The following is a 13,949-nucleotide window of genomic DNA, read 5'->3' as shown; positions in this document are numbered from 1 at the left end:
TCTCAGAGAAAGCGAGTGGGCGAAAACGGCGCAAGCGGAATTTCAGGCGCCTTGCCGCTCAGCAGCTGAGCAACGAGACGGCCGGTGCGAGCGGAGCTGACCAGGCCGATATGGCCGTGGCCGAAGGCATAGACGATGTCGCGCGAGGCGCGCGCATGGCCGATGCAGGGAATGCCATCAGGCATGCTCGGGCGATGGCCAAACCAGGTCTTGATGCGCGAGGCCGGAATGTCCTTCGGCAGTTTCGGGAACATGCCGAGCAGGTGATTGCGCAGGATCTCGGCGCGCTTCCAGTTCGGCGCAGCTTCGAGACCAGCGATCTCGACCGTGCCGGCGGCGCGCAGGCCCTTGTTGGTCCAGTTCACCACCATCTTGGCGTCTGATGCCATCATCGAGCTGCGCGGACCTGTCTCCGGATTCTCGATCATGACGTGATAGCCGCGCTCGGTCTCGAGCGGGAGCGGATCGCCAATGGAAGCAGTGAGCTTCTTTGAATGTGCACCGGCCGCAACCACCGCAGCATCGCACGGAATCTCGCCGGTGTCGGTGAGGACGGCGACGAGCTTGTTGCCGCTCAGCTTGAGACCAGTCGCCTTCGCGTGGACGAGCTCGGCGCCGTTCGCCAGCGCGTGCTGGGCAAGCGCCGCAACATAAGCGCCGGGATCGCGGCAGCGCCCGGCCTCTTCCACCACCACGCCAAAGGTGTAGCGCGGATGTAAGTCCGGCTCGCGCTGACGCATCTCGTCCGCGCTGAGCTCCATCCATTCGACACCGACCTTCTTGCGCAGGCGCCAGCCGAGATCGTTGTCGAAATTGCCGCGCGACGGGAATACGTGCATCACGCCGTTGCGCTCGACCAGCTCCGGGACACCCGCCTCTTCCGCGAGCTTCCGGTGCAGCAGCGGTGCGTCCTTCAACAGGTCACGCAGCGCGAATGCCGTCTTCTCGACGCGCGCAGCGGTCCAGCCGGAGAGCAGATACTTGATCAGCCAGGGCAGCGCCTTCGGCAGATAAGACCAGCGGATCGCGAGCGGGCCGAGCGGGTCCATCAGATAGAACGGCACCTTCTTCCAGATGCCTGGTTCTGCCGGCGGGATCACCGAATGCGAGGAGAGCCAGCCGGCATTGCCGTAGCTCGCCGCCTGCTCGCCCCCGGGCGTGCCTGCGTCGATCAGCGTGACGTGATGGCCCTCGCGCAGCGCCTCGATGGCGCTGATCACGCCGACCGCGCCGGCTCCGATGATGGCGACGTGGCGGCCCTCTGCCATCGCTTACGCCTTCACCGCGGGCGTAAAATCCTTGCCGACCGAGATTGCGCGCGGATCGATGATGCAGTGAAGGATCGACGGCTTGCCTGAGGCCAGCGCACGCTCGAACGCCGGCGCGAACTCTTCGGTGCGCTCGACGCGCTCGCCATGGCCGCCGAACGCCTTTGCGTACATCGCGAAGTCGGGGTTCTTGAGCTGGGTGCCGACGACGCGACCGGGATAGTCGCGCTCCTGATGCATGCGGATGGTGCCGTATTGCGAGTTGTCGACGACGATGACGACCAGCGGCGCGTCGTATTGCACGGCGGTGGCGAATTCCTGGCCGTTCATCAGGAAGCAGCCGTCACCGGCAAAAGCGACGACGACGCGATCAGGATATTGCCGCTTGGCCAGTACGCCCGCCGGCACGCCATAACCCATCGAGCCCGAGGTCGGCGCGAGCTGCGACGCAAAACTGTGGAAGCGGTGATGGCGATGGATCCAGCCGGCATAATTTCCGGCGCCATTGCAGACGATCGCGTCCTTCGGCAGACGGTCGCGCAGCCAGGTCATGACCTGGCCGTACTGGAACGTACCCGGCAGCTCGCGCGCCTTGTCGGTCCAGGCGAGATAGTCGGCATGCGCCTTCGCGGCTTCGCCCTTCCAGGCAACCGCGCCTGAAGGCTTGAGCGTGTCGATGGCCGCAGCGAACGCGGCGGGCGTCGCCTGGATCGCCAGCGCCGGCTGGTAGATGCGGCCAAGCTCTTCCGAGCCCGGATGCACATGGATCAACTTCTGCTTCGGCGAGGGAATGTCGAGCAGCGTGTAGGACGAGGACGGCATCTCCGACATGCGGCCGCCGATGAGGAGAATCACATCGGCGTTGTCGATGCGCGCTTTCAGGCCTGGGCTCGGCCCGATGCCGAGATCGCCGGCATAACGCGAATGATCCGCGTCGATCAGCGAGGCCCGGCGGAACGAGGTCGCGACCGGCAGGTCGAACCGTTCGGCAAAGCGCGCGATGCTCTTGGTGGCTTCATCGGTCCAGCGCGAGCCGCCGAGAATAACCAGCGGCGCCTTGGCGCTCGCAAGCATCGCGCCGACCTGCTCGAGATCCGATGGCGCCGGCCAGCTCACGGCGGGCTCGATGCGCATCGCGTCCGCGACAGCCGCGGTCTCGGTAAGCATGTTCTCCGGCAGCGCGATCACGACAGGACCGGGGCGACCCTGCATCGCGACGCGGAAGGCGCGTGCGACCAGTTCGGGAATGCGATCAGGACGATCGATCTCGACCGCCCATTTTGCCATCGAGCCGAACACGGCCCTATAGTCGAGTTCCTGGAAGGCCTCCCGCTCGCGCATGCCGGTGTCGACCTGGCCGACGAACAGGATCATCGGTGTCGAGTCCTGCATCGCGATGTGAACGCCGTGGCTGGCATTGGTCGCGCCGGGACCGCGGGTGACGAAGCAGACGCCCGGGCGTCCCGTGAGTTTGCCGTAGGCTTCCGCCATCATCGCGGCGCCGCCTTCGGCGCGGCAGATCACGACGTCGATCGGGCTGTCATGCAGCGCATCGAGCGCCGCAAGGTAGCTCTCGCCGGGCACGCAGGTGACGCGGTCGACGCCTTGCGCGACCAGCTGGTCGATCAGGATCTGGCCCCCGGTGCGGGTGTTTCTGATGGTCATGACAGCTCCCTGACGGCTTTGGCGATGCGCTTTTGTTCCGAGGTGGCGTAGGACAGGCGCAAACAAGGTGCAAGACCGATGCAAACAGTGCAGAGGACATCGGCACGCATGTCAGCGCCGCGCGGCGATTGCGATCACCTCGATGCGGTAGGCCGGATCGGCGAGCTCGACCTTGCCGCAGGCACGCGTCGGCGCATTGCCGGGCACGACCCAGGCATCGTAGACCGCGTTCATGGCGTCGAAATCGTCCATGGTTTTCAGCCAGACCTGCACGCTGAGCAGGCGCGACTTGTCGGTGCCGGCGCGCGCCAGCATGTCGTCGACCTTCGCCAACGCCTCCTTGGTCTGCTGGGTGATGTCGGCGGTCTTGGTGTCAGCGACTTGTCCTGCGAGAAAAACGAGATCGCCGAACACGGAAGCGCGGCTGCGGCGGGCGTTCTGGTCGATGCGGGTGATATCAGACATGGGGGATTCCTTGTTGCTTTACTTGCCGGTCGCGATGATGCGGCGGCAGTGATCAAGCGCGGCGCCGATGAGATTGTCGCTCGCCTCGGGCGTGCGGAACGCCGAATGCGCCGACAGGGTCACATTCGGCAGTTTTGTAAGCGGATGACCTGCGGGCAGCGGCTCGACAGTGAAGACGTCGAGGCCGGCATGAGCAATATGGCCCGAGCGCAGCGCGTCCAGCATCGCATCTTCGTCGACGATCGCGCCGCGCGCGGTGTTGATCAGGATGCTGCCCTTGCGCATCTGCGCGATGCGCTCGCGTGACAGGAAACCCTTGGTCTCGTCGTTGAGGAGCAGGTGCAGCGAGACGACGTGGCTCTCGGCCAGCAGCTTCTCCAGCGACACGAATTCGACACCCGGATGCGTCTTCGGCGTTCTGTTCCAGGCAATCACCTTCATGCCGCAGCCGGCCGCCATGCGTGCGGCTTCAGCCGCAATGCCGCCGAAGCCGATGAGGCCGAGCGTCTTGCCGGTGAGCTGCACGGCGTCGCGGCGCAGCCAGTTGCCTTCGCGCATGCCGCGATCCATCTCGCCAAAGCTCTTGGCAGATGCCCACATCAGCGCGATTGCGCATTCGGCCACCGCCGTGTCGCCATAGCCCTTGATGGTGTGGACGGCGATGCCGAGCTCAGCAAGCTCTTCCGGATTCATGTAGCTGCGCGCGCCGGTGCCGAGGAAGACGACATGCTTCAGCCCGGCGCACGTCGCCGCAATCGCGGATGGCACCGCCGTATGGTCGACGATCATGATCTCGGCATCGCCGAGCAAGGCGGGGAGATCGTCGGGCTTGATGGAGGGATTTCTGATGATGCCGACCGGCAGCTTCGCGGCGGAGAGCAGCTTCTCGGTGACCGCAGCCAGGGTGTCGTTGGCATCGACAAAAACAGCACGCACGGACTTTCTCCTCTCAATCCCGATAACCCGCTTGCCGGTCCAATATCCGGCGCGGCTTCAGGGAGTTTTCTCTCGCTTTGCCAAAGGACTAGGCCCCAACCTGCCTCGTCGCACAAATCGTCGGCAAAGCCGCAATACCATATTGCATTATGGACTGAATACAGAAATAGTCCACCAGCCGGAGCCGATAGATCCCCATTCCCCAGGGAGTACTGACGATGAACCGCAGGGACGCACTCACCACCGTCGCGCTGGCGGGCGCCGCAATGGCCGCAGCCGGCTCAGCCAAGGCCGACACCGCGCCGACCTCCACGCTCGATCGCATCAAGAAGACCGGCGTGCTGCGGATCGCGGTCATCGCCGGCCAGGACCCCTATTTCCACAAGGACCTCGCCACCAATCAATGGTCGGGCGCCTGCATCGACATGGCGAACGACATCGCGGGCAAGCTGGGTGCCAAGGTCGAGACGCTGGAATCGACCTGGGGCAACCAGATCCTCGACCTGCAGGCCGACAAGATCGACCTCGCCTTCGCCGTGAACCCGACGCCGGAGCGTTCGCTCGTCATCGACTTCTCAACCCCGATCCTGGTGCACTCCTTCACCGTCATCACCAAGAAGGGCTTTGCCAAGCCGCAGACCTGGTCCGAGCTCAACAAGCCCGACGTCAAGATCGCCGTCGACATCGGCTCGACGCACGAGACCATCGCGCGCCGCTACTGCCCGAAGGCCGAAATCCTCGGCTTCAAGACCCGCGACGAGGCGATCCTCGCGGTGTCGACCGGCCGCGCCGACTGCAACGTCTCGCTCGCGGTGCTGTCGATCTTCACGCTGAAGAAGAATCCGACGCTCGGCGATCTCGCGATCCCGCGGCCGATCCTGACGCTGCCGACCAATCTCGGCATCCGCGCCGAGGCCGACCGCCGCTACAAGGATTTCCTCAGCGCCTGGGCCGACTACAACCGTTCGCTCGGCCAGACCCGCGAATGGCTGCTGAAGGCCTATCAAACCGTCGGCCTCAGCGCGGACGACATTCCGGGCGAAGTGCAGTTCTAGGCCGCTGCGATCGGCCTGATCGCGGGCAGTTTGTGCAAGGCGGCACCGTGCTGGAGCTCGGTGCCGCCGTGGACGCGTTTGACGACCGGGCTCGCGACCATCCCGAATCGCTTGGGGACATCCATGAAACTCCGCGGCGGCTTCACGAATTACGGCGAGACCATCGGCGTGCTGATGCTCGACACGCGATTTCCCCGCCCACGCGGAGACATCGGAAACGCGCGCTCCTATGACTTTCCCATACGTTACAAGATCGTGCGCGGCGCCCACGCGACCAGGATCATGGGCGATCATCCCGATCCAAACCTGCTCGATCCGTTCATCGTCGCCGCCCGCGAACTGGAGTCGGAGGGCGTCAAGGCGATCACGACGAGCTGCGGCTTCCTCGCGCCGTTCCAGAAGCAGCTCGCCGCCGCGGTGAACATCCCGGTGTTCACCTCGAGCCTGATCCAGGCGCCGCTGATCCACGCCATGCTGCCACCGGGCAAGGTCATCGGCATCTTTACGGAACGCGGCCATCACATGAACGACGGGCATTTCCGCGGCGTCGGCTGGTCGCAGAACGATATCCCCGTTCAAGTCCAGGGCATGAAGCCCGACGCGCAATTTCCCGCGACCTACATTCTCGGCCGAGAGGAGCTGGACACCGACGTGCTGCGCGCCGAGATGATCGAAATGACGGAAGCCTTCATGGCGTCGTGCACGAATCCCGGCGCAATCCTGTTCGAGTGCACCAACATGTGCCCGTTCTCGAAGGACGTCGCCGAGGTCTCGAACCTGCCGGTGTTCGACATCAACACCTTGATCAACTTCTTCTATCGAGCGGCCAATCCGGTGCCGTTCCTGAACTGAGCACGACAGGCGGACGCTCGCCCACGCGCCGCGAGGACACCGACCGCCAGCCGCGCAGCGAGTGGCTGACGGCTTTGTGCCGAATTCACCGGGCATATTGCCGCGGATGCCCTGAGCAAACCGGGACGCTGATATGCGCGCGCCCTGACGTGGCGCTTCCGGTGTTGACGCGAATCCATGCGCGTTTAAGTAGGTGAGACAAAGACTGCAGGGATGGCGACGTTCGCTGGGCTGGTTCCCGTTGCCGTCACCCATGCAGGACACATGACGACCTCGCCTCACGCGACCTCGCCACGCGCGATACCGAAATCGGCTTCCACGCCCCCTCATCTCGCCGTCGTCCTGTTCTCGCTCGCGATGGGCGGCTTTGCGATCGGGACCACCGAATTCGCATCGATGAGCCTGCTGCCGTTCTTCGCGGCCGATCTTCATATCGACGAGCCGACAGCCGGACACGCCATCAGCGCCTACGCGCTCGGCGTGGTGCTGGGCGCGCCGCTGATTGCCGTGCTCGGCGCCAAGTTCGCCCGGCGCACGCAGCTCTTGGCGCTGATGGCCGTGTTCGCGCTCGGCAACGCCCTGACCGCGCTGGCGCCCAGCTTTGGTTCGATGGTCGCCGCCCGCTTCCTCTCGGGCCTGCCGCACGGCGCCTATTTCGGCATCGCCGCGCTGGTCGCGGCCTCGCTCGTTCCGCAACACCGCCGCTCGCGGGTGGTCGGCCAGGTCATGCTGGGCCTGACCGTCGCCACCATCATCGGCGTGCCGCTGGCCAATCTGATCGGCCAGTCGGTCGGCTGGCGCGCGAGCTTTGGCCTCGTGTCGGTCTTGGCCCTGCTCACGGTTCTGCTGTGCGCGCTGTTCGCGCCGCGCGACCAGGCAGGCCGGTCGGATCCGCTGCGCGAGCTCGGCGCGCTGAGGAGCCGTCGCGTCTGGACGACGCTCGCGATCAGCGCCATCGGCTTCGGCGGCATGTTCGCCGTCTACACTTATCTCGCGACGACGTTGATCGAGGTCACCAAGGTCAGCACCGAGGTCATCCCGTTCTTCCTGGCGATCTTCGGCATCGGCGCCACGCTCGGCAATCTGGTCGTGCCGCGCTTCGCCGACCGCGCGCTGATGCCGACGGCTGGCGCCATCCTGGTGTTTGCAGCCGCGGCGCTGCTGGCCTTTCCTGTTGTCGCCGGCAATCCCTGGCTGCTCGCGATCGACATCTTCGCGATCGGCGCCAGCGTCGCGCTCGGCGCCGTCCTGCAGACACGGCTGATGGACGTTGCTGGAGATGCACAGGCGCTTGCCGCCGCGCTCAACCATTCGGCGTTCAACACCGCCAATGCGCTCGGCCCGTTCCTCGGCGGCCTCGCCATTCGCCAGGGTCTGGGCTGGACTTCCACCGGCCCGGTCGGCGCCGCCCTGGCGGTCCTCGGCTTTCTGATCTGGATCGTCGCCTGGCGCGACACCGGCCCCGCACCGGTCGAGCGCGTCTCAGGCAGCGACACTGCGCCACGCGAAACTGCTCCGCTGAAGCAGGCACCGCCGCTGGCACCGCGCGAGCGAAGCCGTCCCAAGGAACCGGTGGCTTGACGGATTGCAACGCGCTCAGAACAGAGCGGCGTTGAAGGCCGGTCCATAAATCATCACGGCTACGAGCGAGACCAGCAGGCCCGCGCCCGAGAAGATCACGAGGATCTGCAAGGTTTCGACGTCGACATTCGTTCCCGTCGCGCGGGATATTGCTCTTGCCAGTGCAGCAATCATCGCCAGCTCCGAAGCCGGCCACGCATGGAGGCGGGCCTGACTTCATCTAGACTAGCGCAGATCGGCGCATCCGCCTGTGAAGCAGATTACAGGTGCGCCTCGATGATCGGTCGCGCGCTAGCGGGCATGTCGGCTCCTTGCGCAGTATTCTACCGGTTCAGCTCCCTGATCAGCTCGGCCAGGCTTGAGTCGTCAGGCCGCAGCCGTGCCAGGCGCTCGGCGTATTCCAGAGCGGCCCTGGTATCTCCCTTCTGGCGACTGAAACTGATTGCGGCTGAAAGCAGCTCGACATCATCAGGATGTGTACGCAAACTCTCGTTCAACACCGACAGCGCGTCGTCGCGCCGGCCCGCGGAATGCAGCCCGACGGCATAGACGTAAGCGTATCGCGTTTGACCCGGATCGAGCACGGCGGCCTGGCGCAATTCATCAAGAGCCGCTTCGGTGCGCTTCTGACGCGCCAAAGCCAAGCCAAGCGCGTGATGAAGCGAGGCGTCCTGCGCCGACCTGGACAACTGCTCGCGCAGAATCCGCTCTCCGTCGGCGTCGCGGCCGAGTTGCCGATAGAGGTCCGACAAGTTCACGGCGGCAGCCGCGAAGAAGGGATCGAGTTTGAGCGCGGCGCGATATTCGGTCTCCGCGGCGGCAGCATCGGCTTGGCGCGCGTAGAAATTACCGAGCGCCGTCCGCGCTTCCGCACGATCCGCGTTCAATCTCTGCGCGGCGATGAATTCGGCGGCCGCTCGAGCGAACCGGTCGCGATCCGCAGTCGGCTGCTGCGCCCGCGGCACCGACGCAAGAAGATCGGCGGCGCGAATACGCACGCCGCGAACGGGATCAACCAGTTGCGCGGATGCAAGCGACCAGAGCTGGTCGGCCGGCATCCTTTCCAGGGCATCGAGCGCACCCAGCCTGACCAGCGGATCGGGGTCGGACAGGGCACGACGGATCAGCTCGACATCGGGTGCAGGCAATTCGGCCAACGCACTCGCACGCACGATACCGGGGACTTCCCCGGCTCGCGCTATCGCCGCCAGCAGCGCCTGCGCATCGGCCGCCTCGATCCAGGCAGCGCCGAATGCCTGCGCGTAGGTCTGAAAGCCTCGCCGTTCCTGACCGAACCAGCTCTCGACCTTGTCGGCTGCCCAGCTCGCCGGCTTGTCGCGATGGCAGTCGTTGCAGGCGTTCGGCACGCCCGTCTGCACGGAGACATCCGGGCGCGGCACGCGAAAGCCGTGGTCATGGCGGCGGTCGATCACCATGTAGCGCCGCTCCGGCATGTGGCAGGAGGCGCAGGACAGCGGCGGCGAGACGTCGGCATGGTGTCGGTGCGCCGTGGATTCATACCGGGCCGGCGGATGGCATTGCGAGCAGACGCCGTCACCCGGTGTCTTCAATGCCGCGCTATGCGGGTCGTGGCAGTCGCTGCATGTCACCCCTTTGGCGAACATCTTGCTCTGCTTGAATGGCGCGTAGTTGTAGGTTTCCTCGTCGTCACGCATCTGACCATCGGCGGAGAAAAGCTGCGGCTCGAGCAGCGACACCCGATGTGTCTCCGACAGCGGCCGCCCCGGCGTCCATTCCTCGGAAAGCTGGCCACGCCGTGCGTGGCAACGCCCGCAGGTCTCGACCTCCTTGCGCAGGGCCACTGCGGGCGCGCTGCGAACGGGCGTCAACGTACCGGCTTCGGCTGACCATGTGATCCCGCTTCGCTCGTCGAACTTGACGACGAGATGCTTCACCGGATCCTTGGCCGACCCGGCTGCCCCGCGGTCGCCTCTCGCCCAGGCGACATGCCGAGAGCCCGCGCCATGGCAAGCCTCGCACCCCACGCTGATTTCGGAGAACGTCGTTGTGAAGTGGTCCGTGGCGGGATCGTAGTTCTTGCGCACGGCGGTCGAATGACACTCGGCGCACATGAAATTCCAGTTTTGGCTGGGTTTGGTCCAGTGCAGGGGATCGCTGCTGGTCACGGCAGCATCCGGATAGAGATGAAACCAGCGCTGGCCGCCTTGATCTTTCGGCCGCGTGTCCCAGGCAATCGAAAGCGCCTGGATACGGCCGTCGGGGAATGCAATCAGATATTGTTGGAGCGGATCAACCCCGAACGTGTACTTGACCTCGAACGCCGAAAGTTTGCCGTCAGGTCCGTCCGTCTCGACGAAGAACCCGCCGTCCTTGCGGAAGAAACGGGAGCGCGTCCCCGCATAGTCGAAGACCGCATCATTGAAATCCGCCTTCACGGACTGGTTCGTCGCATGCTCCATCGCGTGCCGGTGCTGCGAAGCCTGCCAGAGCTTCGCCTGCGTTGCGTGGCACTCGCCGCAGGTCTGGCTGCCGACGAAGCTCAGCTCGGACGCCGGCCGCGAGACAAGCGGACGCTCCGGCCGCCCAATCCAGTAGAATGCCGCCGCGACCATCCCCAGAAGGGCCAGACCGATGCCGGCCGCCAGACGGAAGACGCCGGTCCGCGCGGTGCCCTGCGGCTGGCCTGACGCCACGGGCGGCGCGGACCGCCTCTCGGCGCGGCCCCTTCGGCGCTTACGATCCTTTCCCGAGACTTTTGCCACGCGAGTTCGCCGACCCCAGCCGAATGCGTCGTTCTGAACTACACACGGAGATCGTGGTCGTGAAGCGCGATTCGCGTCTCGCGAGCCAGATCGACGAGTGATCCGCAGAACATCAGCATCGCCGCCATGAACAGGATTGCAACGCCGAATTCGTGCGCGAGCTGAAGGAGCGCGCTGACGAACGCGACAATGATGATCAAGGCGGTGAGGATCGCTGCGATGATCGCGCAGAGCAACGACCGGTTCAACAGGGCAGCTCGCCGGCGGAGCCGCGGGAGGTCGGCCTTGAGATACGCCCGCCGCGCATCGTCAGCCGGTATGCCGTGAATGAACTGTGACCGATCAATCACCCGATTGATCCTGGATATCAGCACCGAGATGAAGGCCGCGACCGCTCCCAGCAGGAATGCCGGAGCGGCCACGCTTGTGATGATCCGCCCGAGCTGATCGATCGACGGAGTGACCGGCAGCAGCTCGACCATGGTCATTGGTCAAGGTTCCGCACCGGCATCACTGTTGAGCGCATTGCTGGACGAACTTGATGCGATCCATCATGCCGAGCCCCTGCGCTTCGGCCTGCTTGCGGCAGCCCTCGCGCTTGTCGATCCGCAACTGAATCTTGTCGGTAAGACTGAGGCCAACGGTGCCAACCTGCGGTTCGGCAGAGGCCGACTTGCCGGCGTCGTCCGACGGACCGTCACCCGCCGCGCGCGCCGCGTCCTGCAGCCGCTTGACGTCGTCCGGGCTCAGCTTCGGCCGGTCGATGTCGAGCGTCACCTTGTTGAGCTTGCCGGTGAAGACGAACGGCGTCTGATAGTCGTTGTCGTCGACCGGCGTGCCGGTGTCGGAGCCGATGTCGAACGCCTCGTCCCATTGCAGGATGAACGGCAGGCTGTGTTCCATCTTCTCTGTGGACACGATGTTGCCGTCGACCTTCAACGTTCCCGTGCCGCCCTGTCCGATGCCGCTATAGTTGCCGAACACCATGGTGCCAGCGCCGAGGCCGTCATATCTAAAATCGAATTCGATCAGGTGCTTGCCAGGCGTCAACTCTGGACCCTCCCAGCGCACGCGCTTGAGGTCGACGAGATTCCACGTGAAGACGGGCTTGTTCTTCAGGACGTAGAAGCCATAGCCGCCGAAGCGGCCGCCCTGTGTGACGAGCATGCCTTCCGCGCCACCCTGCGGGATATCGACATCCGCCTTGAAGGTGTAGGAGGCATTGAGCAAGCTCGGTGCATCGCCGTTGGGCGTGCCGCTCAGCGGCCGTGTCCAGGCGAAGCTGGTGCGGCCGGCGCTGAGGCTCGGACGCGGCGTGATCATCCGGGTTGCCACTGACGAGTCGAGCGGCAGCACCTGATATCTTTCCGCCTGCTGCCAGAACAGCGCCTGCAGTTCCTTCAGCTTGTCGGGATATTTGGCGGCAACGTCCTCGGCCTGCGTCCAGTCGTTGTGGAGGTCATAGAGTTCCCAAGGGTAGTCTTGAGGCGCCGGCAATTTTGCAACCGTGACCCACGGCGGTCGCATTACCTTGGTCGAGGCGATCCAGCCGTCATTGTAGATCGCGCGATCGGCGAACATCTCGAAATACTGCGTCGTGTGCGTCGACGGGGCGTTCGCGTTCTTTTCGTCGAACGTGTACATCATGCTAACGCCCTCGATCGGACTCTGCTTGATGCCGTCGACCATGTCAGGCGCTTTGATATGCGCCGCCTCGAGAATGGTAGGAACGACGTCGATGACATGGTGGAACTGAGTCCGAATGCCGCCCTTGTCCTTGATCACCGCCGGCCACGAGACCGCCATGCCCTGGCGAGTGCCGCCGAAATGCGACACGATTTGCTTGGTCCAGGAGAATGGCGTGTCGAATGCCCAGGCCCAGCCGATCGACATGTGGTTGTAGGTGCGATCGGTGCCCCAGACGTCGTAGAAATATTTGAGCTGGTCCTCGACCGACGGGTTGATCTGGTTGAACATGGCGACTTCGTTCGGCGTGCCGTTCGGCTGACCTTCCGCGCTCGTCCCGTTATCACCCTCGATGTAGATGATCAGGGTGTTGTCGAGCTTGCCGAGGTCGTCGATCGACTGGATCACTCGCCCGATCTCGTTGTCGGCATAGGCAGCATAAGCCGCGAATACTTCCGCCTGGCGGACGAAAAGCTTTTTCTCGTCAGCGGAAAGCTGGTCCCACTCCTTGATCAGATCCTTCGGCCATGGCGTGAGTTTCGCATTCTGCGGAATGACGCCCAGCTTCTTTTGGTTCTCGAAGATGGTGTCACGAAGCTTGTTCCAGCCCTGGTCGAAAAGATGCATCTCGCTGATCTTCTTCACCCACTCGGGCGTCGGGTGATGCGGCGCGTGCGTCGCACCCGGCGCGAATTTGATGAAGAAAGGCGTGTCGGGTGCCAGCGCGTTCATGCGGTTCACGTAGTCGATCGCTTCGTCCGCCATTGCTGTCATCAAATTCCAGCCGGGCTTGCCGACATAGGGATGGATCGGCGTGGTGTTGCGGACGAGGTTACCGGGCTCCCACTGATTGGTGTCGCCACCCATGAAGCCGTAGAAATATTCAAAACCCATGCCGGTCGGCCACTGATCGAACGGGCCGGCCTGGCTCGCCTGGTATTCGGGCGTGTTGTGGTTCTTGCCGAACCAGGCGGTATGGTAGCCGTTGTCGGTCAGGATTCTGCCGATCGTGGCCTTGTCCTTGGTGATGATGCTGTCATAGCCCGGATAGCCGGTGGCCTGCTCCGCGATCACGCCATAACCGACCGAATGGTGGTTGCGTCCGGTGATCAGCGCCGCGCGCGTCGGCGAGCACAGGGCGGTCGAATGGAAATTGGTGTAGCGCAATCCGCTTTGCGCGATCCGGTCGAGCGCCGGCGTCGGGATCACGCCGCCGAACGTGCTGGGCACGCCATAGCCGGCATCGTCCGTGATGATCAGCAGGACGTTTGGAGCGCCCTTGGGAGGTACGACCCGCGCCGGCCAAAATGGTTTCGAATTGCGCGCGTCACGCTCGATCTTGCCGCCGAACTTTTGCGGCGGCGGCGGAAGCTGGTTGCCGGGAATGGTGATGGTGGCGGCTGGAGAGCCCGGAGGCGGCGCGGCCGATTGAGCCGTTTGCGCGAACGCAGGCCCGGAGATCACGGATGCCGCAGCAATTGCAACAAAGATCGTCCGAATGATCATTGCAAATTCTCCCCAGATCAGGGTGCTAAAAATCGTAGCCTGAACCGCGGCCGGATCAGCGGCTTTGACTCAAATCAACTGCACCGAACTGACCGCGCAGAAGCGTGCTATCGGAATCCGGCAATGGCGCTGAGACCGCATCGCGGCGAGCGAAACACGTCAGGCGTTGCAAAAGGGCACCACACTTTCGG

General features: G+C 64.4%; 12 protein-coding genes. 3 read left to right on the top strand and 9 right to left on the bottom strand.

Annotation, left to right across the window (positions count from 1 at the left end):
• Positions 1-2: 2 nt before the first annotated feature.
• From XH90_RS06660 to XH90_RS06645, 4 genes are all read right to left on the bottom strand, one after another.
• A complete protein-coding gene (locus XH90_RS06660; protein ID WP_194479788.1) occupies positions 3-1,268 on the bottom strand; it encodes an FAD-binding oxidoreductase in 1,266 nt (421 codons plus the stop codon).
• A 3-nt stretch (positions 1,269-1,271) separates the two neighbouring features.
• Complete coding sequence (locus tag XH90_RS06655) at positions 1,272-2,933, bottom strand: thiamine pyrophosphate-binding protein (RefSeq protein WP_194479787.1); 1,662 nt, start codon at positions 2,931-2,933, stop codon at positions 1,272-1,274.
• A 111-nt stretch (positions 2,934-3,044) separates the two neighbouring features.
• Positions 3,045-3,398: a RidA family protein gene (locus tag XH90_RS06650; RefSeq protein ID WP_194479786.1), complete on the bottom strand. Its 354-nt coding sequence runs from the start codon at positions 3,396-3,398 to the stop codon at positions 3,045-3,047.
• 18 nt (positions 3,399-3,416) lie between these two features.
• Entirely contained in the window at positions 3,417-4,334 is a 918-nt protein-coding gene (locus tag XH90_RS06645; protein ID WP_194479785.1) for an NAD(P)-dependent oxidoreductase, read from the bottom strand.
• A gap of 218 nt (positions 4,335-4,552) precedes the next feature.
• Here XH90_RS06645 and XH90_RS06640 point away from each other — a divergent pair, with 218 nt between their 5' ends.
• The gene (locus XH90_RS06640) at positions 4,553-5,389 is read left to right on the top strand and encodes a transporter substrate-binding domain-containing protein (RefSeq protein WP_194479784.1); all 837 of its coding nucleotides are present in this window, start codon (positions 4,553-4,555) and stop codon (positions 5,387-5,389) included.
• Here XH90_RS06640 and XH90_RS39585 read toward each other — a convergent pair.
• Positions 5,386-5,514, bottom strand: coding sequence for a hypothetical protein (locus tag XH90_RS39585; RefSeq protein WP_256442506.1), 129 nt, complete (start codon positions 5,512-5,514; stop codon positions 5,386-5,388). The genes XH90_RS06640 and XH90_RS39585 overlap by 4 nt on opposite strands.
• Between XH90_RS39585 and XH90_RS06635 the strand changes: the two genes are divergently transcribed.
• Both XH90_RS06635 and XH90_RS06630 read left to right on the top strand, forming a co-directional pair.
• On the top strand, positions 5,513-6,241 hold the full coding sequence (locus tag XH90_RS06635; RefSeq protein ID WP_194479783.1) for an aspartate/glutamate racemase family protein: 729 nt from the start codon (positions 5,513-5,515) through the stop codon (positions 6,239-6,241). The genes XH90_RS39585 and XH90_RS06635 overlap by 2 nt on opposite strands.
• Before the next feature lie 213 nt (positions 6,242-6,454).
• Positions 6,455-7,822 (top strand): MFS transporter, encoded by a 1,368-nt coding sequence (locus XH90_RS06630; RefSeq protein ID WP_194479782.1) that lies wholly within the window; start codon positions 6,455-6,457, stop codon positions 7,820-7,822.
• A 15-nt stretch (positions 7,823-7,837) separates the two neighbouring features.
• On the opposite strand, the gene XH90_RS06625 is transcribed toward XH90_RS06630, so the two are convergent.
• From XH90_RS06625 to XH90_RS06610, 4 genes are all read right to left on the bottom strand, one after another.
• Positions 7,838-7,996 carry a hypothetical protein gene (locus tag XH90_RS06625; RefSeq protein ID WP_194479781.1) on the bottom strand — a complete coding sequence of 53 codons (159 nt, stop codon included), beginning with the start codon at positions 7,994-7,996 and terminating at the stop codon, positions 7,838-7,840.
• Between the two features lie 149 nt (positions 7,997-8,145).
• Positions 8,146-10,416, bottom strand: a complete 2,271-nt coding sequence (locus XH90_RS06620) for a cytochrome c3 family protein (protein WP_194482608.1) — start codon at positions 10,414-10,416, stop codon at positions 8,146-8,148.
• 188 nt (positions 10,417-10,604) lie between these two features.
• Complete coding sequence (locus XH90_RS06615) at positions 10,605-11,054, bottom strand: DUF2721 domain-containing protein (RefSeq protein WP_246755701.1); 450 nt, start codon at positions 11,052-11,054, stop codon at positions 10,605-10,607.
• Between the two features lie 22 nt (positions 11,055-11,076).
• Positions 11,077-13,758: an arylsulfatase gene (locus tag XH90_RS06610; protein WP_194479780.1), complete on the bottom strand. Its 2,682-nt coding sequence runs from the start codon at positions 13,756-13,758 to the stop codon at positions 11,077-11,079.
• Positions 13,759-13,949: the final 191 nt, after the last annotated feature.

This window comes from Bradyrhizobium sp. CCBAU 53338 (assembly GCF_015291665.1).
In the GTDB taxonomy this organism is placed as follows: Bacteria; Pseudomonadota; Alphaproteobacteria; order Rhizobiales; family Xanthobacteraceae; genus Bradyrhizobium.
This window is presented reverse-complemented; position numbering and strand designations above follow the sequence as displayed.

What these genes read in the sequence shown, in the direction of transcription:
- XH90_RS06660 (WP_194479788.1), bottom strand. Translation starts at nt 1,268, where the DNA reads ATGGCAGAGGGCCGCCACGTCGCCATCATCGGAGCCGGCGCGGTCGGC.
- XH90_RS06655 (WP_194479787.1), bottom strand. Translation starts at nt 2,933, where the DNA reads ATGACCATCAGAAACACCCGCACCGGGGGCCAGATCCTGATCGACCAG.
- XH90_RS06650 (WP_194479786.1), bottom strand. Translation starts at nt 3,398, where the DNA reads ATGTCTGATATCACCCGCATCGACCAGAACGCCCGCCGCAGCCGCGCT.
- XH90_RS06640 (WP_194479784.1), top strand. Translation starts at nt 4,553, where the DNA reads ATGAACCGCAGGGACGCACTCACCACCGTCGCGCTGGCGGGCGCCGCA.
- XH90_RS06635 (WP_194479783.1), top strand. Translation starts at nt 5,513, where the DNA reads ATGAAACTCCGCGGCGGCTTCACGAATTACGGCGAGACCATCGGCGTG.
- XH90_RS39585 (WP_256442506.1), bottom strand. Translation starts at nt 5,514, where the DNA reads ATGGATGTCCCCAAGCGATTCGGGATGGTCGCGAGCCCGGTCGTCAAA.
- XH90_RS06630 (WP_194479782.1), top strand. Translation starts at nt 6,455, where the DNA reads ATGGCGACGTTCGCTGGGCTGGTTCCCGTTGCCGTCACCCATGCAGGA.
- XH90_RS06625 (WP_194479781.1), bottom strand. Translation starts at nt 7,996, where the DNA reads ATGATTGCTGCACTGGCAAGAGCAATATCCCGCGCGACGGGAACGAAT.
- XH90_RS06620 (WP_194482608.1), bottom strand. Translation starts at nt 10,416, where the DNA reads ATGGTCGCGGCGGCATTCTACTGGATTGGGCGGCCGGAGCGTCCGCTT.
- XH90_RS06615 (WP_246755701.1), bottom strand. Translation starts at nt 11,054, where the DNA reads ATGACCATGGTCGAGCTGCTGCCGGTCACTCCGTCGATCGATCAGCTC.
- XH90_RS06610 (WP_194479780.1), bottom strand. Translation starts at nt 13,758, where the DNA reads ATGATCATTCGGACGATCTTTGTTGCAATTGCTGCGGCATCCGTGATC.